Origin of the sequence: Paenibacillus sp. MAHUQ-63 (assembly GCF_028765165.1) — a bacterium.
Lineage (GTDB): Bacteria > Bacillota > Bacilli > Paenibacillales > NBRC-103111 > Paenibacillus_E.
Genome location: NZ_JARADB010000013.1, coordinates 43,666 through 67,404, shown reverse-complemented (window position 1 = coordinate 67,404; position 23,739 = coordinate 43,666). Strand labels below are relative to the sequence as shown.

Sequence of the window (23,739 nt, the reverse complement as noted above, 5' to 3'; positions counted from 1 at the left end):
CTCCTTATGGTTTAATTATTTTTGCAATGTATCCAGCCAACTTAGCGTTTTATTCAGCAATTGATCGGAAAAAGGTTGATCGTGCGGCGACGGTGTCTGGGCGGAAGAAGCGGAAGAAGGGGGTTGCCCGAAAGCGCCTTGCGGCCCCAGCTCCTGGGACAAGCCGTGAAAGAAGCCGGTAGCGACCAGAATCAGGGTGGCTGCCGCAGCAATGCCATAATGGACGATGGTAGAGCGGTACCAGGATCGTTTGGTGCCCATTGTTCGAGCAAGTATAGCATCTGTGAAAAGTTTGTCGTCCGTTTCCATGACCGGCAGGGCGTCTGACTTCAGGTCCATGCAGAGCATGTAGCGCTCCAGGCATTCGTCACACCTGTATAGATGAAGTTCCATTTCATCGCTTTCTTGGGGAGACAGCTGCCCGTCGAGGTAGCTTTGCCACGCTTGCCCATCGTAATGTTTCACAGGAAATCCTCCTCCTTCCAATTGTTGCGGAGCCACTGCTTGGCTCTATATAGCTTGGATTCGACCGTCTTGACCGTGACGCCATTGGCAGCGGCAATGTCTTGGTACGATTGATGATGAATGTAATAGGCCGTTAAAACTTCATGGTAATTCGCGGGAATTTGATGGAGCTTGCGGCGCACGAGCTCCGTCGTCTCTCTCGTCATGACCTCTTGCTCCACACTATGGGAAGACGAAGGATAGGGACCGGCCGTTGGGTCGGCTTGTATCGAATCTTCCATCTCGGCAGTGACTTCTTCCCTGCGCCTGCTCGCCGAGCGCTTGAAATCGATCGCACGGTTGACCGCAATGCGGGTCATCCATGTTTTGAGCCCTTTCATCTGGTACTGAGGGAGGGAGAAGTAAATTCGGGACCAGACGTCCTGCGATAAATCTTCGGCATCCTTCGTATGGCGTACGATGGCATAGATTGTTTGGAACAAATATTGACGATAAGTGGCAACCAGCTCACGAAATGCCGCTTGATCCCCATTCAATATGCGTTCGACTAACTCTCGTTCCTGAATGTGCTTCTCCTCCTCTCCGCATGAATAGACGAAGGTAACGACGCCAACCCCTGCACATAAGCCCAAATAAAAAGAGCGGATCGCGAAGATCCGCTCTTATCGCTTTAGAGCGCCGCTGTTTTGGCGGCTGGTATGGCCGGTTTACTGCGCACGAACCATTGAGACAGCAGCGCACTAAATACGCCCAATACGCCAAGGATAATGAACCCCTCGTGGAGAGAGAACCAATCTCCGATAACCCCCATCAGCACAGGGCCGACGAACATGCCCAGACCATAGATCGCCTGGAAGAATCCCATCGCAGTCGCCCGCTTCTCCGCCGGCATATGCTTGATGCTCATCCCCATGAGCAGCGTGAACGAAAGGCCGCGCCCGAAGCCGGCAATAGCCTGCGTAATCATAAGCAACCATAAATGATGCGTGAAAGGTATTGTAAATGTAAAAATCCCCATGAGCAGGAAGCCGCTCACAACCATACGCTTCTCCCCGTATTTGGCCGCCCATTTCCGTCCTCCGAACAAGGATGCAATGGCGACCGGGACGTTCGCGAAAAGCGAGAGCAGGGATAAAGAAAATTTATCGGCCCCAAGTTCCGTTGCATAGACGGGCGTAAATCCGAACACGGTGGCGAAAATCAGCACCTGCGACAAAATCGCCAATAAAGACACGAACAGCAGCGTACGGTCCGTTGCTACGTCACTGATGCCGCGCAGCGTAATTTTTGGCGCATCGGGCTCGATTTTCTCAATCAGGAAAAAGGAACCGGCAAATCCAAGCAGCCCGAGCAGCGCTCCAAGTACGAAGGCGGCCTCCCAGCCCATTGCGTCAGCCGCCCAGCCGGCGGAGAGGATGCCGAGCACCTGGCCCAGCGAGTTGAAGAAGGAGATGGTGCCGATCGCTTTCGTTGACTCCTCGTGTTTGTAATAGCTCGTGAATAAGACGGTGAAATCGACCCACGTTGCCGCAGCCGCGCCGGCCAGCGCCCGGAGAACGAGGATCCAGGTGAAATCCTTGGTGATCCAGAGGCCGAGTCCGCCAATCGCCGTGAAGAACAGGCCGAACGTAATAAAGAGCTTTCGTTTATGAAAGCGGTCCGACATGATCCCGACGGGAATGCGCAGCAGCATTTGGGAAATTCCATACATGCCAACGATCCAACCGGCCAACTGATGGCTTCCGCCGAGGAATTCCACGTAGGGGGCCATAATGGGAACGCTCGTATACATGGACATCCAGAACAGCAGGGTGACTGCGCAGAATAAAGGAATGCGATAAGAGCTTGGTATTTTGTTAATCGCCACGGGGAGCTCCTTTCCTACCTATCTAATCTACCGTTTATTATAGATCATTTGGCCGGATCAAGGCTATGACGGGATCATTGCAAAATAAGGCAACGCTTGGAAACCGTCCGGCAATTGCTTGATTTTTCGCCGTTTCCGGGCGATTTCCGCCGTACAAAAATGGATCATTGATGGAAACGGATACGCCGTGTACATTGGATCATGTCACAGGCCAGCACCCGCAGGCCGGCATCATCATAAGGAGAATGGAGGCATACAAGTGGGCGCAAGTCGAATGAAACAAGTCTGGTCAGGCATCGCCCGGGACAAATTTCTATACCTGTTGGCACTTCCGGGGCTGCTCTACTTCCTTATTTTCAAATATGTACCGATGTGGGGGATCGTCATTTCCTTCCAGAACTATTCGCCTTATCAAGGCATGTCGGGAAGCCCGTGGGTGGGATTGGAGCATTTTCAGCGGTTTTTCTCTAACCCGGATTTTTTCACTCTGTTTCGAAATACTTTAGCGATCAACGTTTTATCGTTAGTGCTCTTTTTTCCATTACCGATTCTACTGTCTTTAATGCTGAACGAAGTACGAAATATGGTATATAAGAAAGTCATTCAATCGATCGTCTATCTGCCTCACTTTCTGTCCTGGGTGATTATCGTGGGGATTACCTTCCTCCTGTTCTCAACAGGAGACGGAGCTATCAACCAAATGCTGGTCGCTTTAGGCTTCGATAAGGTCGATTTCCTGACGAACAAGAACTACTTCTGGGGCATGCTGACGGCCCAGTCGATTTGGAAGGATGCCGGTTGGGGGACGATCATCTTCCTGGCTTCCATGGCTAGTATTGATCCTCAATTATATGAAGCGGGCAAAATGGACGGCGCCGGCCGCTTCCGCCAAATGTGGCATATTACCCTGCCGGGTATCCGCTCGGTCATTATCATTCTGTTGATTCTGCGTATCGGTCACATCATGGATGTCGGATTCGAACAAGTGTTCCTAATGATGAACGGTGCCGTCTCCGAGGTAGCCGACGTGTTCGATACCTATGTGTACAGGCTTGGCGTGAAGCAGGGCCAATTCAGCTACAGCACCGCTGTCGGATTGTTTAAGTCCGTCGTTGGTTTGCTGCTGGTCATCGGGGCGAACAAGCTGGCCAAGAAATTCGGCGAAGACGGCGTCTACTAGAAAGGGAAGGAGGAACTCTCGATGTCATCTGAATTTACAGCTACCGCTATCGCTTCCAAAGGTGATCGCGTGTTCAACGCGGTGAATGCAATCTTGCTTGCCGTACTGGGGATTATTACATTCTTCCCGCTTTACTACGTGTTTGTCGTCTCGTTCAGCGATCCGTCGAGCTATCTGTCCAGTGAGTTCCAATTGCTTCCGACCAAGTGGAGCTTGGCCTCCTACAAGTACCTGATGTCTACCGATGCGTTCCTTCATGCGATAGGAAACAGCATATTTCTGGCGGTCGTCGGGACGGCGCTCAGTTTGTTGGTTACATCCTGTCTCTCTTATGCCATTTCCCGCAAAAGACTGCAGGGCCGCAAATTCATCATGCTGCTTATTTTGTTGACGACCCTGTTCAACCCGGGGATTATTCCCCCTTACTTGTTGGTGAGAGACCTGCACTTGATTAACAGCACCTGGTCGCTCATTCTGCCCGTTCTAACCAGCGGTTGGTACGTGCTGTTGATGAAAGGATTCTTCGACAGTATTCCGGCCAGCTTGGAGGAATCAGCCAGAATCGATGGCTGCAACGATATCAGCGTGTGGTACCGCATTATTTTGCCGCTATCACTGCCTTCGCTCGCCGCCTTCGGGTTATTCTATGCCGTGGCTTACTGGAACACGTTCTTCACGGCGCTTCTTTATATCAATGATTTCACCAAGCAGCCGCTGCAAGTATTGCTGCAAAACATGCTGATTGACGCTTCAACGGCTGCAGGCGGCGGCGCCGCGGCGGAAATGATGTCCGAGCAGCGGATTCCTCCGGAAACCCTGAAGATGGCTGCGGTTGTCATTGCAACCGTACCGATTTTGTTGGTATATCCGTTCCTGCAAAAGCATTTTGCCAAAGGTGCGATGGTTGGTTCGGTTAAAGAATAGCAATGGTTTAAACATTTGGGGAGGTTGTACAATCATGGTTATGAAAAAGAAAGCAATTAGCGTAGTCGCATCAACCCTTCTGGTATCCTCCATCCTCGCGGCCTGCGGCAGCAAGGACAACGCTCCGGCAAGCGGTGCGGGAGAGACGGCATCCGCCAAACCGACGGAGATCAGCATCATGACGATGTATTACACGCCGGAGCCTCCGGGACCCGACAACGTCATTGTCAAAGAAATCGAGAAGAAAACGAACACGAAGCTCAAAATTACATGGGTTTCACCGAATAACTATGCGGACAAAATTAACGTCACGCTGGCATCCGGCGACATTCCCGACCTGATACTGCTCGACGATCCGTTCAGCGCGCAAGTCCGCGGTATGGTGGCGCAAGGCGCATTCTGGGAATTGACGCCGATGCTGAAGGATTACCCGAACTTGATGCAGTATCCGAAGGAATCATGGGAGAACACGAAGCAGGCGGATGGCAAAACCTACGGCATTCCGCGTGCCCGTCCGACAGACGGCGGCGGATTCCCTTACTTGCGCAAGGATTGGCTGGATACGCTGCACTTGGACATTCCGAAAACGACGGATGAATTATATACGGTATTGAAAGCGTTCGTTGAGAAAGATCCGGATGGCAACGGCAAGAATGACACCATCGGATATATCGGCTTCGTTGACCAGAACGGCATGTCCTATATGGGTCAGCTGCAGAACAGCTTCACCAAAGTCAACGGCGATTGGAAGCTCGTAGACGGCAAGCTGGTCAACGTCAACGTGCTGCCTGAGGTGAAGGAAGCGCTGACGTGGATGAATCGTGCGTATCAGGAGAAGTTGATTCCTGAGGACATCGCGGTGCTCAAAAATACACAGGCCAAAGATCTGTTGAAAGCAAACCGCGGCGGCGGCTTCCAGGATACGGCGGAAGCGGCGTGGGAGCCGACGGAGGAGCTGCGCAAAACGAATCCGAAGGCGGATTTCATCCCGCTCGTATCGCTTAACGGCTACTCCAACAAAGACAGCGGATTCTTCGGTATGTACGCCATCCCGAAATCCGTGCCTGAGGCCAAAGTAAAGCAGCTGCTGAAATTCATGGATTACGGCGCGACGCAAGAAGGCTATGATTTGGCGAGCTTTGGCTTGAAGGACGTTCACTATACCGAGAAAGACGGCATTAAGACGCCGACAGAGCAAGCGAAGAAAGATATCGTAGCTCAACAGGCGCTTGGCCAAATTTTCTTGAAATACGATCAATACCTGCGTGCATACCGCACAGGCATGCCGAACGACGTATTGGAGCGTAACAAGAAAATCATCGACGAAAAAGTCAAAATCAGCACCGGCGATCCTGCGCTTGGCCTAAACTCCGATACGAACCAGAAAGTCGGCACGGAGCTAAGAAAGAAAATCCAGGATATGAAAACGAAAGTGATTATGGGCAAAGAACCGCTCAGCGCTTGGGACAGCTATGTAGCTAAACTGAAAGCGGATCCGGACTTGATCAAAATCACGGAAGAATTGAATGCCGCTTACCAGAAGCGTAACGGCGGCAAATAAATAAATAGTACCCACCCCCCCGATGCGCGAAAAATTTGCGCCGTCGCGGGGGTTTCGGTATTTGACGAGAGAGGGATTCGCATGTGGATGCGATGGAGACAGCGTTGGTATTGGTGGACGCATCGTTCCGGCAGAGGCAATTTTTATCGTAGAAGCTTAATCTTGGTGCTGTGCATTACCAGCTTGCCTACAGTCATCATCGGGTACACTTCGTACATTACGGGACGAACTCACATTGAGAAAGAGATCATGCACAATCATGACGTCTTGCTGAAGAAAACGATGGATCGCATGAATGACAATCTGGCTCAGCTTGAGCTGGCCGCTACGCAGTGGTCGCTGGATAGCAGAATGGGTTCGCGGCTTGCAGAGATCAATTTGAAAGATGAGTACAACACCACACAGAACTTATACCGCTTCTTAGGTCTTATGAAGGGAGCGTATCCCTTAATCGAACAGGCGCAGCTGTACTTGGACAGGCAGGATCCTGTCATGATCTCGGATATTGACGGCATCGTGCCGCTTACGAGCGAGCAGGACCGGGATATCTTTCACACGTTGATGGAGCAGAAGCGGGGCGTATTCTGGTGGGAATCATTGCCGAAGGTCAATGGAAAGCCGGGCGCTTCCTACATTGCGTTGATTGAGAAGCTGCCTAGTGTGGGAGAGCCGTATGGAGCGCTGATTCTCTACTTGGATCGTGAAAAATTGGTCCAAATGGTTGAGGAAATGACTATTGATAACAACGGTGCGTCGTTCCTCATGAGTAAGGACGGACATATTATCGTCTCGCAAAAGAACGCCGGCGAGGCGCATGCCGAATTGGAAAGCGCCGTACGGGAAAGCGTCGTCGGACGAACCGAAGACATCGGCTCGCACATTCTGGAACACAATGGGGCGTCCTACTCTGTCTCCTACGGCCAGTTCTTCCGTTCCGGCACATTGTGGAAGTTCGTGACCGCCACTTCGTTGTCGGAGCTGACGGCTCCCGTCGAGTTTATGTCGAGAAGCATGCTGAGCATCGGGGGCATAGGGCTGCTGGTCGCCGTGCTGCTCTCCTGGGTAGCTTCCAAGCGCATCTATAAGCCGATCATGCGCTTGGTCAACGTCATCAAGGATTACAAGCCTACACAGGAAAGCCAAGGGGATGAGCTGGCGTTCATCGAGCGGGAATGGAAGCACCTCAGCCAAGAGAGCAGAGCGCTGGAATCGAAGCTGGATCAGGCTTACCCCGCGCTTCGGTCGGCTTTCCTTCTGCAGCTCGTACAAGGTCATTTCTATTCGCTTAGCGAGACGGAGCTGAGAGGCCGGCTGGAGAGCTTCGATTGGCCGACGGACTCCCAGTGGTTCGCGCTGCTGCTCGTACAGATTAGCGGATTTGCCAAGGGAGACGGGCGGTTCCTCGAGAATGAGGAGCAGCTGGCGACGTTCGCTGCTGCGAACATCGCTCAAGAAATGGTGAAGATGCGAAGCTACAACGCGGAAATTATGAACTTCCAGGATATGACCGTCGGCGTCCTAGTGTCCTATCCGATGGATCGCACGAAGCAGCAGGTTAAGGATGAGCTGTATTTGTTAGCCGACGATATGGGGCATACCATCAGCTCTCTGCTGAAAATACAGACCACGGTGTGCATGGGGAATCTGACGTCGCAAGTGCAGGATCTTCCGCAGCTGCTCGTTTTCCTGCGCAGTGCCATTCGCTACCGGGATCTGAAGGCCGATCACCAGGTATTGGATTTGGAAGAAATGCTACCGAGCGCCAATGATGACGTACATTACCCGTTCGCCTTGGAGAAGGAGCTCATGCAGGCGATTCGGATGGGGCAGAACGAGCAGTCACTGCAGCTTATCGAGTGCTTCGTTCAAGAGCTCGTCCGCCAGTCCAGCAAGGAGAAGCTGCTGCAGGACGGTGTCATGCAGGTACTGGGCAGTATGCTGCATACGATGCTGGAATCGGGTTATAACCCGCATCACTTCTTCGAGGGATATAACTTGTATGAGCAGCTTAACCAGCTTCGCGAGCCGGAGCAGATCGTCCGTTTCTTCCAGCAGAAGGTGATAACCCCTTATCTTGCAGGACTGAACGAATATCAGGATATTCATATGAGGCGTCTGGTCGAACGCGTGACGGACCGGCTGCATGAACGGTTCATGAACAGCGATATTTCGCTCGAGGAATGTGCGGAAGCCTTCAATACGACCACCTATGCGCTAAGCAAGGCGTTCAAAATGATCAATGGCGTCAATTTTATCGATTACTTAATCTCGCTGCGCATGGATAAGGCGAAGAAGCTGCTGGTCGAGTCCGATCTGAAAGTCAACGAGATTGCCGAGATGATTGGCTACCAGCCGTCCTATTTCATCCGGCTCTTCCGGAAATATGAGAATATGACCCCCGGGCAGTACCGGGACAAGGGGAGGTGAGCGAAACCTCCCTCTTTTTGCTGTCGATTTCTGCAATTGCGTGTAAGCGAGCCGATAGCAGGTCCAGCGCGGGCTTGAGCCGCCTCCTCCCCTATCGGGAGCCGAGCTTTCGACTGCTTTTTTGACTGTTTATGACTTCATGCACCGCACAAATTGTCTGGATTAAGCGGTTGGCGAACTTATCAACCCTCTTTATTGTTCTTGCAAGGATTTGTCCACTTGTCCGCAGCGATCCTCCCTCTATACCGCTGTTCATATCGAAAAGTGCCAATTTGTGCTCATGTTGATTCGGCTTCTTTAACTGTCGGGACAGGCCGATTTCATCCACATGTGGATAGCGCAGAAAGCAGCCAGTAACGGGAGAAGATCGAGGAAGCCCTGAAGTGCAAAGGTTGTCCGGGAGAATTAGCTGATAAAACAAAGAAGGCTGCCCTCCAAAGCAGATGATCTGCTTTGGGGACAGCCTTCTTGACGCGCCCGATACGATTCGAACGTACGACCTACAGTTTAGGAAACTGTTGCTCTATCCTGCTGAGCTACGGGCGCATAGCAACGTTTATTTTAACACGGATGCTTTGCCCTGCGCAACGTGACTATTCCTTGCCCCGCAGCTTGCGGAAAAATTGCGTCAGCATCGTCGCGCACTCGGACTGCAGCACACCGCTGACCACATCGACCCTGTGGTTAAACCGGTCCTCCTGCAGGAGGTTCATCAGCGTGCCCGCGCAGCCGGCCTTCGGGTCGGTCGTGCCGTAGATGACCTGCGGGACCCGCGCCTGCACGATCGCGCCTGCACACATCGGGCAGGGCTCCAGCGTGACGTAGAGCTTGCAGTCGAGCAAGCGCCATGCCTGCAAATGCTCGCTTGCCTGCTTAATTGCAATCATCTCCGCGTGAGCAAGGGGATCGAGCGTCGTTTCACGGAGATTGTATCCGCGGCCGATAATTTGGCCTTGATGGACGACGACGGCGCCGATCGGGACCTCCCGAATCGCCTCGGCTTTGCGCGCCTCTTCAATAGCCGCCCTCATCCACCGGATATGCTCATGCTCGCTTTCACTTTCACCTGTAGAACCTGTTATAGGTTCATGTTCCAGATGAGCACCCGGCTCGTTAACACTTTTATTTTCATCCACAAAGGGACACCTCGCCAAAAAAATGTTTATCCACATGTGCATAAAAAAACGAACAAGCATTCGTTGTTAACAACCTGTGGATAACAATGTGTATAACTCGAAAAATTGTGGATATGTGATTCTTTAACATTCTTACACTATATACCGCTTGTATGCAAGGGATTTTGTTGATCATCTAGACAAACGTCAGTATAATAAGAAATATACATAGGTCTTTTTGACCAATTTAGCGACTAAAGTATGATTCGATAATGGCAAACTTGCCGAAAGGCAAGGACGCAAAGCCGTGGGTCTACCGTTCCGAAGGAACTATGACAGCCAGGTTACCGGCAATCAAGCTTTTTTAGGTTTGCGGTAATAGGCTGTCCCCGGCAGAGGGGCGGTCTATTTTAATTTTATGGCGGAACGGAGGGTTCCAGAGGGTGAGTACCAGAGCAAAAGAAGGCAAATATTATGGCGGCAAGGAGGGGTATGATGCCGATGTCATGCTTGAAAGCAAGGCGATGCTGAGCAAGGAGGACTATGTGGCCACGGGCGTGCTGACATACGCGCTCGGCGACATTATTGAGGTGGAGCTGACGGAATACGACAAGTTTGCGCTTGGGGACAAATGCAAAATGACCGTATACACCAAATCCGGATTGTTCGTAATGGAAACCGCGGTTGTCGCCAAGGAGCAGGGCTCCGTCATCGTGTTGAACCCACCGGAAAACCGCAAGAAATTTACGGAGAAAAGGGAATTTCCCCGCGTGGATGTGAAGAATGAGGGTTTGCTCTTCGCCCTTCAGGACAAAAACAGAAGAGATAAACATCGGTTCGACGACCCAATCCGATTCGCGATCCGCAATATTTCTGTCAATGGATTAGGGTTTACCATTCCTGAGAATACGATGCTGGAGAAAGTGATCCAAAAGCAATCTCGACTCGAAGTGGAGCTGATTCTGGGTTTCCTGGTCCCCTGTACCATGGAGATCGTCCGCCAGGAAAAGACGAATGAGGGCTGGTATTACGGAGCGAGCTTCGTCCGTATCCCGGATGCGAAAACAAACGCGCTGCGCGGCTTTATTTTAAAAAATCAGATCGAAACCTACTTCGTTCAGAAGCGGGAAAATGAGACGAAAAAAGCACTGGAAAAAAAGTCTGCGGCGAATCAGTAGCCTTCAGGCTTTTTTTTGCGTTCCAAGTACTATATAATAAGAAGGATGAGTTTCTATAAATTAAGGAGTTGTAACTACAATGGCTTTGAAAGCAGGTATCGTCGGTCTACCGAACGTAGGAAAATCGACATTGTTTAATGCAATTACACAGGCGGGCGCAGAGTCTGCGAACTATCCGTTCTGTACGATAGATCCGAATGTCGGGGTAGTTGAAGTGCCGGACGAGAGATTGCACAAGCTGGTAGAGATGATTGTCCCTAAGAGCATTGTTCCAACAGCCTTCGAATTCGTGGATATCGCGGGTTTAGTGAAGGGCGCGAGCAAGGGCGAAGGGCTTGGAAATAAATTTCTGGCGCACATTCGCGAAGTGGATGCTATTGTGCATGTTGTCCGTTGTTTTGAGGATGATAATATTACCCACGTTTCCGGTAAAGTCGATCCGATCGGCGATATCGAGACGATTAATCTCGAATTGATTTTGGCCGACATTGAGTCCGTCGAGAAGAAAATCGAGCGCTCCCGCAAAAACCTGAAGAGCGGCGACAAGAAAGTTGCGGCCGAGGTTGAAACGCTGGAACGCCTCAAAGAAGTGCTCTACAACGATCTGCCTGCGCGCAGCATCGAATTGAGCGATGACGAGAAGCTGTTGATTCGTGACCTGCACTTGTTAACGATGAAGCCGGTGCTGTATGCCGCGAATGTGAGCGAGAGCGAAGTCGCCAACGCGGACGAGAATCCGTACGTGAAATTGGTTCAAGAATACGCGGCAAAAGAAAACAACGAGGTTGTTTCAATCAGCGCCAAGGTTGAATCCGAAATCGCCGAGCTCGAAGACGAGGAAAAAGCGATGTTCCTGGAAGAGTTGGGACTTCAAGAGTCCGGCTTGAATAGATTGATTAAAGCGGCTTACCGCAAGCTTGGCTTGTACACGTACTTCACAGCCGGCGTGCAGGAAGTAAGAGCCTGGACGATCCGCAAAGGAACGAAAGCTCCGCAAGCGGCAGGCGTTATTCATACCGATTTCGAGCGCGGATTCATTCGTGCCGAGGTCGTATCCTACACGGATCTGGTTGCAGCCGGTTCAATGAATGGCGCGAAGGAGAAGGGCCAAGTTCGCCTGGAAGGCAAAGAATATGTCGTCAACGACGGCGACGTTATGCATTTCCGTTTCAACGTATAAGGCAATTACAAATCAAGAAAGGAGTGATCCTCTATGTTGGATCGACTTCAGTCCATTGTGGACCGCTACGAGAAATTAAGCGAGCTGCTGTGTGACCCGGATGTAACGAGTGACACGAAGAAGCTTAGAGAATATTCGAAGGAACAATCCGATCTTCAGGAAGCCTACGATGCTTATAATGAGTACAAAAGCGTAACACAACAGCTCGCAGACGCGAAAGCGATGCAGAACGAGAAGCTGGATGATGAAATGCGCGAAATGGTCAAAATGGAGATTGAGGAGCTGAGCGAGCAATCCGCTAAGCTGGAAGAGCAGCTACGGGTGCTCATGATGCCGAAAGATCCGAATGACGACAAGAACGTCATCGTGGAGATTCGCGGTGCGGCAGGCGGGGACGAGGCTGCGCTGTTCGCGGGCGATCTCTACCGGATGTATACGCGTTATGCGGATGCTCAAGGGTGGAAAACGGAAATTCTTGATGCTTCCGTGAACGATTTGGGCGGATTCAAAGAGATTATTTTCATGATCACGGGGAAAGGCGCCTACAGCAAGCTCAAGTTCGAGAGCGGGGCGCACCGTGTACAGCGTATTCCTGTAACGGAGTCCGGCGGACGTATTCATACGTCCACGTCGACGGTTGTCGTCATGCCGGAAGCGGAGGAAGTGGAGATTGTCATTAACGACGCGGATATTCGCGTTGATACGTTCTGCTCCAGCGGAGCGGGCGGTCAGTCCGTTAATACGACCAAATCCGCCGTTCGAGTGACGCACGTGCCGACGGGGATTGTGGCGACGTGTCAGGACGGGAAATCGCAAAACTCCAATAAGGAGCAAGCGCTTCGCGTACTGCGTGCGCGGATTTCCGACAAAATGCGTGAGGAAGAGGAAGCGAAATACGCGGGCGAGCGTAAGAGCAAGGTTGGAACAGGCGACCGTTCGGAACGGATTCGCACGTACAACTTCCCGCAGAGCCGGATTACCGATCACCGCATCGGCTTGACGCTGCACCGCCTGGACACCGTGCTGAACGGGGACATGGGGGAAATTGTGTCAGCGCTCACGATTGCCGCACAATCGGATGCTTTGGATAAAGGGGAGCAGGCGATGTGATGCCGACTGCCTCGATGACGATTAGAGAAGCCTATGCAGAGGCTTCTTCTTTTTTAGGGAAGCTGGGCGTGGCGGAGGCCGCTTCCTGCGTGGAGCTGCTGCTTCAGCATCTGCTGGGCTGCAGCCGGACGGAACTGCTGTTCCGCTTCCAGGAACAGTTCCCTGCCGAGCTGGCGGATTCATGGCGCCAGCTGGTGGAACGGAAGGCCGCGGGCGAGCCGGTGCAGTACATTACCGGCGAGCAGGATTTCTACGGCCTTCCGTTCGCGGTAAGCCCGGCCGTACTGATCCCGCGGCCGGAGACGGAGCTCCTCGTGGAGGCGCTGCTTCACGAGGGCTCGCGTTTATTCCCGCAAGGCGCTCCGCTGCTTGCGGATGTCGGCACCGGGAGCGGCATCATCCCGGTGACCGTCGCTCACGCGCGCCCGAATTGGCGCGTGGCCGCCAGCGACATCTCCGCGGCAGCGCTGGAGATGGCCCGCGCGAACGCGCAGCGCCACGGAGTGGCTGCGCGGGTGACGTGGCTCGAGGGCGATCTCCTCGAGCCTTATATCGAGCGCCGGATCGCTCCGGATATACTGGTGTCCAACCCACCGTATATCCCTGATGGCGAGCTCCCGGCGCTGATGCCGGAGGTGCGGCTGTACGAGCCGCACACAGCTTTATTCGGTGGTGCCGAGGGACTCGACCTCTACCGCCGGATGATTATGCAGCTGCCGCAGCTGCCGCAGATCCCGACCGTGGTCGGGTTCGAGGTCGGCATTCGGCAGGCGGAGGCTGTGGCGGCGATGCTGCGGGCCGCCGCCGAGTGGGAGGAGATCCGGTTCGTGCCGGATCTGCAGGGCATTGATCGCCATGTGTTGGCGATTCGGGCGCGGGAGTAGGGGGGCCTGCTCGGAGCCCGTGTGCGAGTCCTTGTTAGGGTCCCTTGTTGCCCTAACGGACTGAGCAGCCGCTAATGCCGGTTTGCACGGCTCGTCAGTCCGTTAGCGGGTATCAAGCTCCAAGCTCCATTTCATTTCTCCCAAATCTATCTACTCTATCAACTATAAATTTTAATAGATTGCTAGGTTTAGCCTCTCCTCTTTTTGCCTATACTGGCTAGTAGAAGCGAAGGGAAAGGGGCTATTCCTCATGGTAAAAAGAACGGAACGCCATTCATATAAGAGTTTATTATTAGTTGCTTTTGCACTTATTGTGATGATCGCTTGTTGGGAATCGAATCGTACGAATGCGGCGGTAGTTTCCCCTGTCATTCCGGAAGAATCCATTCGCCTGCGCATTCTAGCAAACTCGGATTCCGCACAGGATCAAGCATTGAAACGCGAGATTCGCGATGCCATTATCGCGCGCATGCAGGAGTGGGTTGTGGGCCCGCAATCGCTGGAAGAAGCTAGAGCGGTTGTGACCGCTCATTTGCCTGAGTTCGATGCGCTGGTCGGACAAATGATCGAAGAGCGGGGTTACCGTTATACGCACACGGTCGAGCTGGGCCAAGTGCCGTTTCCGACGAAAATGTACGGCAATCAAGTATATCCGGCAGGCGATTACGAAGCGCTTCGCGTGACGATCGGCAGCGGGGAAGGACAGAATTGGTGGTGCGTGTTGTTCCCGCCGCTGTGCTTCGTAGATTCCGTATCGGGTGAAGCAGTGGCAGCGGCAGCCGTTGTCACGAAAACCGAGCAAGCAGAAGCGCCTGCAGCAGCTAAAGCAGGCAAAACGGCCGAGCCTTCAGCGAAGCCGTCCAAGGAAGCGAAAGCGGATGGGACAGCCAAACCGGCGGCGGATTCCGCTGACGCTAAGCAAGCGAAGGAAACGAAGGACGCTCAGCCGGAGGTTAAATTTTTCGTCTGGGAAATGGTCAAGAAAGTAGTCAGCTGGTTCAGTTAATCATTAACTTAGAAGTAAGGATGATCATATCGTGACAACATACTGGAGTGTGGAACCGGGCACAGGAGAGAGATCCACGGCCCTCATAGAAGCGGCGGCTATGCTGCGGGACGGGGAGACGGTCGCTTTCCCGACGGAGACGGTATACGGGCTTGGCGCCGATGCGACGAACACGCGTGCGGTGGAACGCATATTCGCAGCTAAAGGAAGACCTTCGGACAACCCGCTAATCGTCCATATCGCAGATCCGGAGCAGCTCGCAGGACTCATCGATCCGGCGTCCCTCACGCCTGACCACCGAATGCTAATGGACACGTTCTGGCCTGGTCCGCTAACCATCGTGCTGCCTGTACTTACAGGCAGCATTTCGCCGTTAGTGACGGCGGGATTAACGACGGTAGGCATACGAATCCCCGACCATCCCGTTGCTCTGGAGCTGCTTCGGGAAACCGGCCTCCCTATCGCCGCACCTAGCGCCAATAGCTCCGGCAGACCGAGTCCGACGATGGCCTCTCATGTTCGCGACGATCTGGACGGCCGCATCGGCGGCATCGTGGACGGCGAAGGCACCGGGGTCGGGGTGGAATCGACAGTGATCCAGCTCGCAGACGGCGAGTTATATATACTGCGCCCCGGCGGCGTGACGGCGGAGCAGCTCCGCTCTGCGCTTCCGCATGTCCGTGTGCATGATCAGGAGCGGGAAGAGGTGCGGGCCGCCGAAACGCCGCGCGCGCCAGGCATGAAGTATACGCATTACGCCCCGAAGGGATATATGCATATCGTGTACGGCGAGGATTCGGAAGCCGTGGCCGCCTGGATCCAAGAAGACGTCCGCGCTGCCAAGGAGAGAGGGGAGTCAACCGGCATTCTCACGTATGAGGAGAGAGCCGGGCGATTCCAGGCCGATCTCGTCATTGCCTGCGGCTCGCTGGCCGAACCGGAAACGATTGCTCAGGAGCTGTATGCTGCGTTGAGGCAATTCGATCAGGAAGGCATCCGGTATATTGCCGCAGAGGGCTGCCCGGAGACGGGGATTGGCCATGCCATTATGAATCGGCTGCGTAAGGCTGCCGGTCACCGGCTTGTACGCGTTTAGCTAGCATGATTCCCTGTTTGTCCGCATATCTTGGAGAAGAAAGCGGACAAGGGGGAAAGCAAGATGCTGGGGACTGACGTTGAATTAGGGCAACTGATCACAATACTCATTATGGCGGTTGCTTTGGGGCTGGATGCTTTTTCCTTAGGGATCGGCATCGGTATGAAGGGCATTCGCTTGCTCGATATTCTGAAAATCAGCATCGTGATCGGTATTTTCCATATCATCATGCCTCTGATGGGCATGTTCATGGGACAATATGTCTCGCTGCTGCTTGGCAATGTCGCCACTGCGGCGGGGGGCTGTCTGCTTATCCTTCTGGGCTCACATATGGTATATAGTTCGGTTCGCGGAGAAGAAGCGGTTTCCTTCGATCATCGAACGCTCTGGGGGCTCACGATTTTTGCGCTTAGCGTCAGTATCGATTCTTTCTCCGTAGGAGTCTCATTGGGCATGTTTGCGACGGATATCCTGCTGACCGTGTTTGCATTCGGTTTGTTCGGGGGGCTGCTCTCCATTGCGGGCTTGCTGGTTGGACGACGGGTCAACGGCTGGGTCGGGGAGTACGGCGAGGCGTTCGGCGGATTGATTTTGCTCGCGTTTGGGATCAAGTTTTTGCTATGATACAATAGAAGAGGTAGAGACGAATTAACGGAAAGTGAGGGGTTCATGTTGCGAATTCTATTTGTTTGTACGGGAAATACGTGCCGCAGTCCGTTAGCCGAAGGTTTGCTGCGCATTCGAGTGCACGAAGAAGGACTAGCGGCGGAAGTTCGTTCAGCCGGTGTATCTGCGGTAACGGGCGCTCCCATTTCCCGGAATAGTGCATCGCTGCTGCAGGAGGCAGGTTTCAAGGAAGACATTCGTTCGTTAGCGATTCAGGAGTCCGAGGTGCAGTGGGCCGATCTCATTCTGACGATGACCACGGGGCACAAACGGTCGGTGATTCAGCGGTTCCCGGACGCCGTAGACAAGACGTTCACCCTCAAGGAATACGTAGAGGACGACGACCGGATCCTACAGGCCATCGAAGAGAGGGAGCGGCTGGTGACAGAGCTTCAGCTCAAACGGGCGCTATCCCAAACTGTAACGGTGGAAGAGAGAAACCGCATTTATACGCTTGAAGATGAAATTCCCGACTATGACATTTCCGATCCGTTCGGCGGCTCCTTGGAGGTTTACCGGAAGACGGCGGAGGAAATCAGCCGGAGTTTGGATAAATTGGTGCAGAAGCTTCGCGAAGGCGGAGAAGGTCCGAAAGCCTAAGAATGGCAGCAGGATACATCTTTACACCTCGGTCAGAATGCGATATGATGAATATATCAATCAAGACTCAATGTAACTGGCGACGAGTGGGATTAACCACAATGGAGCATTGAGCTATACGGCCGGTCGCCTGGGCAAAAGAGCAACGCGCTATTTCTAGCGTGTTCGCTCTTTTTTTCGTTTTCTGGTGGACTTTGGGATATAATAGGATGGTCGAATTCGAACAAGCAAAGGAGCGTTTTTACATGAAAATTGCCTTAGGTGCGGATCATGCTGGCTATCGTTTGAAAGATGTTATCATTCCTTTTATTGAATCATTAGGTCATCAGGTTATCGATTATGGATGTAATTGTGCGGATTCGGTGGATTATCCGGATTATGCGCTGCAGGTTTGCGAGCAAGTCGTATCGGGAGAAGCCGATAAAGGGATCTTGATCTGCGGAACGGGCATCGGTATGTCCATTGCCGCCAATAAGGTTCCTGGTATCCGCTGTGCCTTGGTGCATGACCTTTTCTCCGCAAAAGCGACACGTGAGCACAACGATACGAACGTGCTTGCGATCGGCGAGCGGGTCGTAGGGCCCGGTGTGGCGGAGGAAATCGTGAAAATTTGGCTGGAAACCGAGTTTTCGCAAGGCGAACGCCACCGGAATCGCATTAACAAAGTGCAAAGCATCGAAGATCGCTTCGCGATTCATCCTTAAGCAGGAGCGGGTGAGACGATGACAGACTCCATTCTTCACACGGTTGCAGAGGGCGTGGAAACGAATCTTCGCGAGTTGGTCAAGGTGGGAGGTCTTCGGCCGGGCCACATTCTGGTTATTGGAACGAGCACGAGCGAGATTCTCGGGCATCGGATCGGCACGTCGGGGACACTCGATGCAGCGAAGCCGATCTTCGAGACGGCGCAGCGCATCAGCCGCGAGTTCGGGCTGCACTTGGCTTATCAGTGCTGCGAGCATTTGAACCGCGCGCTCGTGATCGAGGAGGAGCTCTTGGCGATCTCCCCTCAGCTTGAGCCTGTGTCGGTCATCCCGGTGCCTAAGGCCGGCGGCTCGATGGCATCGTACGCGTACCGCCACTTCGCCAAGCCGGTCGTTGTCGAGACGATTCAGGCGCACGCCGGCATCGATATCGGCAGCACGTTGATCGGCATGCATTTGCGCAGGGTTGCCGTACCGGCCAGACCGCCCGTACGAAATATCGGCCACGCTTATGTGACGATGGCGTTCACCCGTCCGAAGCTGGTCGGCGGGACGAGAGCCGTTTATACACCTGAGGCTGCTGAGCAGTTATATCGGCAAGCCGCGCCGGATGCGGATTGCTAGGGTTTTATTTTAGACAAAAGATTATCTTATAGGAGGAGTTCCATATGACAAACTTTTTGAGCAAACAAGATCCGAAAATCGTAGAGGCGATGAACCTCGAGCTAGGCCGTCAACGCGACAAAATTGAATTGATCGCTTCGGAAAACATCGTAAGCCAAGCCGTTCTTGAAGCGATGGGCACGGTGCTGACGAACAAATACGCTGAAGGCTACCCGGGCAAAAGATACTACGGCGGCTGCGAGTACGTAGACATCGTGGAAGATATCGCTCGCGATCGTGCGAAGGAGCTCTTCGGAGCTGAGCACGCGAACGTTCAACCGCACTCCGGTGCGCAAGCCAACATGGCTGTTTACTTGGCGGCATTGAACCCTGGCGACACGGTGCTTGGGATGAACCTGGCGCACGGCGGTCACTTGACGCACGGCAGCCCTGTCAATGCATCCGGTATTCTGTACAACTTCGTTGCTTACGGCGTAAGCGAGAAAGATTTCCGCATCGATTACGACGATGTACGTAAAGCGGCATTCAAGCATAAGCCTCGCATGCTCGTTGCAGGCGCAAGCGCGTATCCGCGCACTATCGATTTCGAAGCGCTGGCTTCTATCGCTAACGATGTAGGCGCTCTGTTCTTCGTCGATATGGCGCATATCGCAGGTCTGGTAGCTGCCGGCTTGCATCCGAATCCAGTGCCTCACGCACATTTCGTAACGACAACGACGCACAAAACGCTTCGCGGTCCTCGCGGCGGTATGATTCTTACGCGCAAAGCGTGGGCGGCGGCGATCGATAAAGCCGTATTCCCTGGTTCCCAAGGCGGACCTTTGATGCACACAATCGCTGCGAAAGCCGTTTCCTTCGGTGAAGCGCTGCAGCCGGAGTTCAAAACTTACGGTCAGAACGTGATCAACAACGCTCAAACGTTGGCAACAGCGCTGACAGCGGAAGGCATTAACTTGGTTTCCGGCGGTACGGACAACCACTTGATGCTGGTTGACTTGCGCAACCTGAACATCACCGGTAAAGATGCCGAGCACGTGCTTGACGAGATCGGTATTACAGCGAACAAGAACGCGATTCCTTTCGACCCGACCAGCCCGTTCATCACAAGCGGTATCCGTCTGGGTACGCCGGCTGTAACTTCCCGCGGCATGGGCGAAGAAGCGATGAAAACAATCGCGAAAGTCATCGCTTTGACTTTGAAAAGCCCGAAAGACGAAGCTGTGCTGGAGAAAGCTCGCGGCATGGTGAAAGATTTGACGGCGCAATATCCGCTATACCCAGGTTTGACATACTAATCAAGGAAAGAGCAGGGGATTCCCTGCTCTTTTTTGTCCGCCTGCTAACGGACTCTAATGGACAGTAGAGCCGTTATTTAAGGTTTTCGGCCTATATTGCTGTTGTAACGGACTAGAGAACCTCTATTTGCGGAATTAAAGCCTGATCGGGAACATTTTGGGTAAATAGCGTCATCTGAGTCCGATAGGGTTAATTTTGCCCATGGAAATCGTTGAATAGCGGCGTCTCAGTCCGTTAGAAGCGGAGGAATTCCAAACGAACGGAGTGTCGTATCGGAAGATGGCGTTCGCTCGTGGGTCTCTTAAATACGAACAAAAAGCCTGGTCATGAATGACCGGGCTTTTTCATATGGACACTATCCCTATGGTGCAGGAAACAGCGGCAAGCCGCCAAATAGCACGCGGCCCGGTAATGGAAGAATTACGGCGGGAACGCGGAACGCGGGCTGACGCCGAAGTCCGGCCTTTCGCTCACAACGCGGCATGCCGCACATGTTCTTCTTGCTTAAGGCTTGGCAGAATGGACGCCATCATGCCTATTCCGATGACACCGGTCAGCAGGATGAACACCGCCATAGCACCGGTCGGCAGGAAGCCGCCGATGATCATGTTCAGGCCGCTGACCATGATCCCAACGCGATTGGTCATGGAGCTGAGCGCCATGTAAGAGCTGCGGGCATGATCGGGGACGAGCTGCACGAGCATCGCCTGCTTGAGCGGAACATAGGTGATCTCCCCGATGGTTGCCACAAGCATAAGCAGCAGCAGTAAGGCCGGCTGGCCGCCGAATACGAGGTACGAGTAACCGGCCACATTCAGGAACATGGCAAGCAGCATGACCCTGGTATCGGAGCTGTTCTTGAGCAGTCGGCCGACGAAAAGGGAGAGGAGCACGACGGCGATCGTGTTCTCTGTACGTAAGATTCCGACGAGCGGCAGCCCGTCCACGGCTGCGGATAATCCCGGAAGCCACGGGGTGTGCTGGATATCCTGGGCAATCCGTACGCCGATATATCCGCTTAAATTCATCTCTACCGACACGATGAGGACACTGGCGAGTAAATAAATCACGAACCGGCGGTCCCGCAGCACCTCCTTGTACCGTTCGAGCATGGACACCTGCTGCTTCCGTGCGGCAGGCAGGTCTTGATCGGTCTGGGTCCGGTCACGGTCAGCTTCCGGCATCGTCTCCGACATGAAGAAGGCGGTAATCAGGAACGCTAGAAGCGACATCAGGCTCGCTGCAAGCAGAAGCTCGAAGAGATAGTCGCTGAAGAAAAAGCCCCCGATCATCCCCGCAACGGAAATGGCCAGGTTATTCGACCAATAATTAATCCGATAGATCGCTTTGCGCGTATCCGGTCCGGACACATCGATCAGCATGGCCTCGACGGCCGGTTTGCTCAGTCCCCACGAAGCGCTGGAGATCAGCGTCATGATCAGCGTCAGGGCTGCTGAATGCCAGAGCGGCGAATTGGCGAAGGTCATGATGGCATAAGCGAGCAGTGCGACGCCTTCTCCGATCAGCATCATTTTTTTGCGGCCGACCCGGTCGGCGTAATGGCCCCCGAGGGTGGCGCTGAGCAAGGCTATGATGATGGATATCGTTGTCGCCGTACCGGCTATCGTCGTGCCGAGCGTACGTGCGATATAGATCGACATGAACGGAAGGATCATGTTGCTGAGGATATTGGTCAAAAAACTTAGCGCAATGCGCAGCCGTACATTAGGGTGGAATTGGAAGAAAGTCATGCTGCATCACCTGTTTCGTAGATTCTGGCCAAGCTAGGTACACCCATCATACCAAATGACCGTAAGTTAAAAAGTGTACATAGCTTTGGAAAACTTTCACCTTTTCCTCCCTCGAAAGGATGTTGACGAATGTCTGGCGCGCCACTATACTCTTTGGTAATTCGTGTAAGAGGAGGGTAATTTCATGCAGCTTGCCTTACAGTATGCGCAGTTGAAGTCATCGGTAACGCGCGCCTTACATATCCCCCACACGTATATGGACGTGCCCGTTTCGGTTGAAGAAATTGCCGGCTACCTTTTTTGTACGGAACGTAACGTGAAAATATTGATCCGCAAAATGAGCGAGATGGGCTGGATCGTCTGGACCCCGGGCCGCGGTCGCGGGCACCGTTCCGCCATCCGGTTCTTGGTTCCTGCGGAAGATCTGCTGCTGGCGGAAGCGAAGCTCCTTGTCGAACAGGGCAACTTGAACAGCGCCATGAGCATGTTTCAAATGGATGGCTTGGACGGAGCCGTCATGGACCGGTTCTTGGCTTGGCTGGGCAGCTATTTCGGCTACAGAGGCAACTGCGAGACCGGCAATGCCGAGACGCTTCGGCTGCCGATGCAGATCCGCGTGCTGACTCTGGATCCTGTGGACGTGCTCTTCTCGCGCGATCTGCACTTCATTAAGCAGGCCTTCGACACGCTGCTTTATTACAATCCGGTGTGCCGCGAGGTGGTGCCGGGTCTAGCCCATGAGTGGGCCAGCAACGACGATGCCACGGAATGGACCTTTTATTTGCGCAAAAGGGTACGGTTCCACCATGGCCGCGAGCTGACGGCTGACGATGTGGTGTTCACGTTCAATCGGCTGCGGACCATTGGCACGGAAGACTCGCCGAACCGCTGGCTCCTGCAGTCGGTGAAGGAGATTCGCGCTCTCGACCGGTTAACGGTTCGTTTGGAGATGCATGCGCCGAATTATTTGCTGCCGCACTATGTGAGCTCGTATCAGGCGGCGATTGTGCCGGCCGACGTATACAGCGCGACCAAAGTGGCGGATGCCAGCATGCTGCCTGTCGGTACGGGACCGTTCCGCATCGTGAGGCACGATGCCGGGGGCGTGACGCTCGAAGCGTTCGAGGATTATTACCGGGAAGGCGCCCATCTCGACCGGATCGAGCTGTTATATGTCCCGGACGATGTCAGCGAGCGGAGATGGCAGCAGCTGAACTTCCAGATGGGGAAGCTCAACCATTACAAACAGCCGGCTCCTGCCCATTGGTACAAGAAGGAGATTATGATGCTGGGCTCCAGTACGATCGTGTTTAATTTGCGGAAGCAGGGGCCGCAGCAGCAGCTAAAGTTCCGCCAGGCGGTAGAGCTCGTTCTGAACAGGTGCGGGCTGATTAAGGAGCTTGGTCTTTACCACGCCAGACCTGCTGCCGATTTCCTGCCGCCCGAGCTACCGGGGCCGCAGCCTGACGATAATCAACCTGAGCGGGCGAGAGAGCTTCTGCGGGAATGCGGCTATGCCGGCGAACCCTTGAAGATGGTCTTCACCCAGAAGAATTGCGCCCAGGCCGAATGGATTCAGGCCGCTTGCCGGGCCATTGGAATCCCGGTCGAGCTGAAGCAGTACACGTTTCAACAAATGACGAAGGTTCCTCTCCTGCTGGAGGCCGATGCCATTATGGGCGGCGTCGTGGCGGACGATGATGAAGCCCGCTGCCTCATCGAGATGTACAAAGTCGGCAATCTTGCCGTGCGCACTTTCGCAACGGACGATCAGCGCCGAATATTCGACGAAACGATCGCTTCGATTGAAGCGGAGCCTGACGCCTTCAGGCGAATGCAGCGGATTCGCGCCATGCAGTCGCTCGTGTCGGAGAACTATGCGGTTCTATTTTTGCTGCATACCACCCAACAATTGGTATACAGCCCTCATCTGCAGGGCATAACTTTTAATACGCTCGGATGGTTTGATTTTAAGAGCATCTGGTACCGGACGGATTCCATGGAAGAAGAAAACTCACTTTCTGTGTAACTAAACCGCTTGAGAGCAGCTCTCAGGCGGTTTTTTTAGGATAAGTTGGATAACATATGATATAATAAACGAGGTT

At 53.5% G+C, this 23,739-nt stretch carries 21 protein-coding genes, 1 tRNA gene and 2 riboswitches; of the genes, 16 read left to right on the top strand and 6 right to left on the bottom strand.

Translation table 11 applies throughout. From position 1 onward, the window contains the following. Nucleotides 1-15: 15 nt before the first annotated feature. From PUT07_RS33440 to PUT07_RS33430, 3 genes are read right to left on the bottom strand one after another with little or no spacing between them, the layout of a single operon-like run. Nucleotides 16-465, bottom strand: coding sequence for an anti-sigma factor family protein (locus PUT07_RS33440; protein WP_274473142.1), 450 nt, complete (start codon nt 463-465; stop codon nt 16-18). Further along, nucleotides 462-1,097 carry an RNA polymerase sigma factor gene (locus tag PUT07_RS33435; protein WP_274473140.1) on the bottom strand — a complete coding sequence of 212 codons (636 nt, stop codon included), beginning with the start codon at nt 1,095-1,097 and terminating at the stop codon, nt 462-464. The genes PUT07_RS33440 and PUT07_RS33435 overlap by 4 nt, the downstream gene beginning before the upstream one ends. Before the next feature lie 38 nt (nt 1,098-1,135). Next, complete coding sequence (locus tag PUT07_RS33430; protein WP_274473139.1) at nt 1,136-2,332, bottom strand: MFS transporter; 1,197 nt, start codon at nt 2,330-2,332, stop codon at nt 1,136-1,138. A gap of 274 nt (nt 2,333-2,606) precedes the next feature. Here PUT07_RS33430 and PUT07_RS33425 point away from each other — a divergent pair, with 274 nt between their 5' ends. The 4 genes from PUT07_RS33425 to PUT07_RS33410 all read left to right on the top strand — a co-directional run bounded on the left by PUT07_RS33425 (nt 2,607) and on the right by PUT07_RS33410 (nt 8,424). Then, a complete protein-coding gene (locus tag PUT07_RS33425; protein WP_274473160.1) occupies nt 2,607-3,512 on the top strand; it encodes an ABC transporter permease in 906 nt (301 codons plus the stop codon). Between the two features lie 21 nt (nt 3,513-3,533). Beyond that, nucleotides 3,534-4,436, top strand: coding sequence for a carbohydrate ABC transporter permease (locus PUT07_RS33420; protein WP_274473138.1), 903 nt, complete (start codon nt 3,534-3,536; stop codon nt 4,434-4,436). A gap of 34 nt (nt 4,437-4,470) precedes the next feature. Continuing rightward, nucleotides 4,471-5,997, top strand: a complete 1,527-nt coding sequence (locus PUT07_RS33415; protein ID WP_274473136.1) for an extracellular solute-binding protein — start codon at nt 4,471-4,473, stop codon at nt 5,995-5,997. 81 nt (nt 5,998-6,078) lie between these two features. Further along, the gene (locus tag PUT07_RS33410; RefSeq protein ID WP_274473135.1) at nt 6,079-8,424 is read left to right on the top strand and encodes an AraC family transcriptional regulator; all 2,346 of its coding nucleotides are present in this window, start codon (nt 6,079-6,081) and stop codon (nt 8,422-8,424) included. A 472-nt stretch (nt 8,425-8,896) separates the two neighbouring features. Here PUT07_RS33410 and PUT07_RS33405 read toward each other — a convergent pair. Together PUT07_RS33405 and tadA are read right to left on the bottom strand one after the other, a co-directional pair. After that, nucleotides 8,897-8,970, bottom strand: a tRNA-Arg gene (locus PUT07_RS33405). A gap of 47 nt (nt 8,971-9,017) precedes the next feature. Beyond that, entirely contained in the window at nt 9,018-9,506 is a 489-nt protein-coding gene (gene tadA, locus PUT07_RS33400) for a tRNA adenosine(34) deaminase TadA (RefSeq protein ID WP_274473159.1), read from the bottom strand. Between the two features lie 297 nt (nt 9,507-9,803). After that, nucleotides 9,804-9,891, top strand: a riboswitch (cyclic di-GMP riboswitch). A gap of 91 nt (nt 9,892-9,982) precedes the next feature. On the opposite strand from tadA, the gene PUT07_RS33395 reads away from it, so the two are divergent. The 11 genes from PUT07_RS33395 to glyA all read left to right on the top strand — a co-directional run bounded on the left by PUT07_RS33395 (nt 9,983) and on the right by glyA (nt 19,882). Next, entirely contained in the window at nt 9,983-10,717 is a 735-nt protein-coding gene (locus PUT07_RS33395; protein ID WP_274473133.1) for a PilZ domain-containing protein, read from the top strand. Between the two features lie 79 nt (nt 10,718-10,796). After that, on the top strand, nt 10,797-11,897 hold the full coding sequence (gene ychF, locus PUT07_RS33390; protein ID WP_274473132.1) for a redox-regulated ATPase YchF: 1,101 nt from the start codon (nt 10,797-10,799) through the stop codon (nt 11,895-11,897). Nucleotides 11,898-11,930: 33 nt separating this feature from the next. Next, complete coding sequence (prfA, locus tag PUT07_RS33385; RefSeq protein ID WP_274473131.1) at nt 11,931-13,007, top strand: peptide chain release factor 1; 1,077 nt, start codon at nt 11,931-11,933, stop codon at nt 13,005-13,007. Beyond that, a complete protein-coding gene (prmC, locus tag PUT07_RS33380; RefSeq protein ID WP_274473158.1) occupies nt 13,007-13,891 on the top strand; it encodes a peptide chain release factor N(5)-glutamine methyltransferase in 885 nt (294 codons plus the stop codon). Before prfA ends, prmC begins: the two co-directional genes overlap by 1 nt. A gap of 250 nt (nt 13,892-14,141) precedes the next feature. Continuing rightward, nucleotides 14,142-14,897 (top strand): stage II sporulation protein R, encoded by a 756-nt coding sequence (gene spoIIR, locus PUT07_RS33375; RefSeq protein ID WP_274473128.1) that lies wholly within the window; start codon nt 14,142-14,144, stop codon nt 14,895-14,897. 31 nt (nt 14,898-14,928) lie between these two features. Continuing rightward, nucleotides 14,929-15,993: an L-threonylcarbamoyladenylate synthase gene (locus tag PUT07_RS33370; protein WP_274473127.1), complete on the top strand. Its 1,065-nt coding sequence runs from the start codon at nt 14,929-14,931 to the stop codon at nt 15,991-15,993. 63 nt (nt 15,994-16,056) lie between these two features. After that, the gene (locus tag PUT07_RS33365; RefSeq protein ID WP_274473126.1) at nt 16,057-16,617 is read left to right on the top strand and encodes a manganese efflux pump MntP; all 561 of its coding nucleotides are present in this window, start codon (nt 16,057-16,059) and stop codon (nt 16,615-16,617) included. A 45-nt stretch (nt 16,618-16,662) separates the two neighbouring features. Continuing rightward, nucleotides 16,663-17,259 carry a low molecular weight protein arginine phosphatase gene (locus PUT07_RS33360; protein WP_274473125.1) on the top strand — a complete coding sequence of 199 codons (597 nt, stop codon included), beginning with the start codon at nt 16,663-16,665 and terminating at the stop codon, nt 17,257-17,259. A gap of 62 nt (nt 17,260-17,321) precedes the next feature. Continuing rightward, a riboswitch (ZMP/ZTP riboswitch) is annotated at nt 17,322-17,402 on the top strand. A gap of 102 nt (nt 17,403-17,504) precedes the next feature. Next, nucleotides 17,505-17,963, top strand: a complete 459-nt coding sequence (gene rpiB / locus PUT07_RS33355; RefSeq protein ID WP_274473124.1) for a ribose 5-phosphate isomerase B — start codon at nt 17,505-17,507, stop codon at nt 17,961-17,963. An 18-nt stretch (nt 17,964-17,981) separates the two neighbouring features. Then, on the top strand, nt 17,982-18,587 hold the full coding sequence (locus PUT07_RS33350; protein ID WP_274473123.1) for a TIGR01440 family protein: 606 nt from the start codon (nt 17,982-17,984) through the stop codon (nt 18,585-18,587). Nucleotides 18,588-18,631: 44 nt separating this feature from the next. After that, nucleotides 18,632-19,882 carry a serine hydroxymethyltransferase gene (glyA, locus tag PUT07_RS33345; protein WP_274473122.1) on the top strand — a complete coding sequence of 417 codons (1,251 nt, stop codon included), beginning with the start codon at nt 18,632-18,634 and terminating at the stop codon, nt 19,880-19,882. 471 nt (nt 19,883-20,353) lie between these two features. Here the strand turns inward: glyA and PUT07_RS33340 are convergent, their stop codons facing one another. Next, the gene (locus tag PUT07_RS33340) at nt 20,354-21,634 is read right to left on the bottom strand and encodes an MFS transporter (protein WP_274473121.1); all 1,281 of its coding nucleotides are present in this window, start codon (nt 21,632-21,634) and stop codon (nt 20,354-20,356) included. Nucleotides 21,635-21,818: 184 nt separating this feature from the next. On the opposite strand from PUT07_RS33340, the gene PUT07_RS33335 reads away from it, so the two are divergent. Continuing rightward, entirely contained in the window at nt 21,819-23,663 is a 1,845-nt protein-coding gene (locus PUT07_RS33335; protein ID WP_274473120.1) for an ABC transporter substrate-binding protein, read from the top strand. Nucleotides 23,664-23,739: the final 76 nt, after the last annotated feature.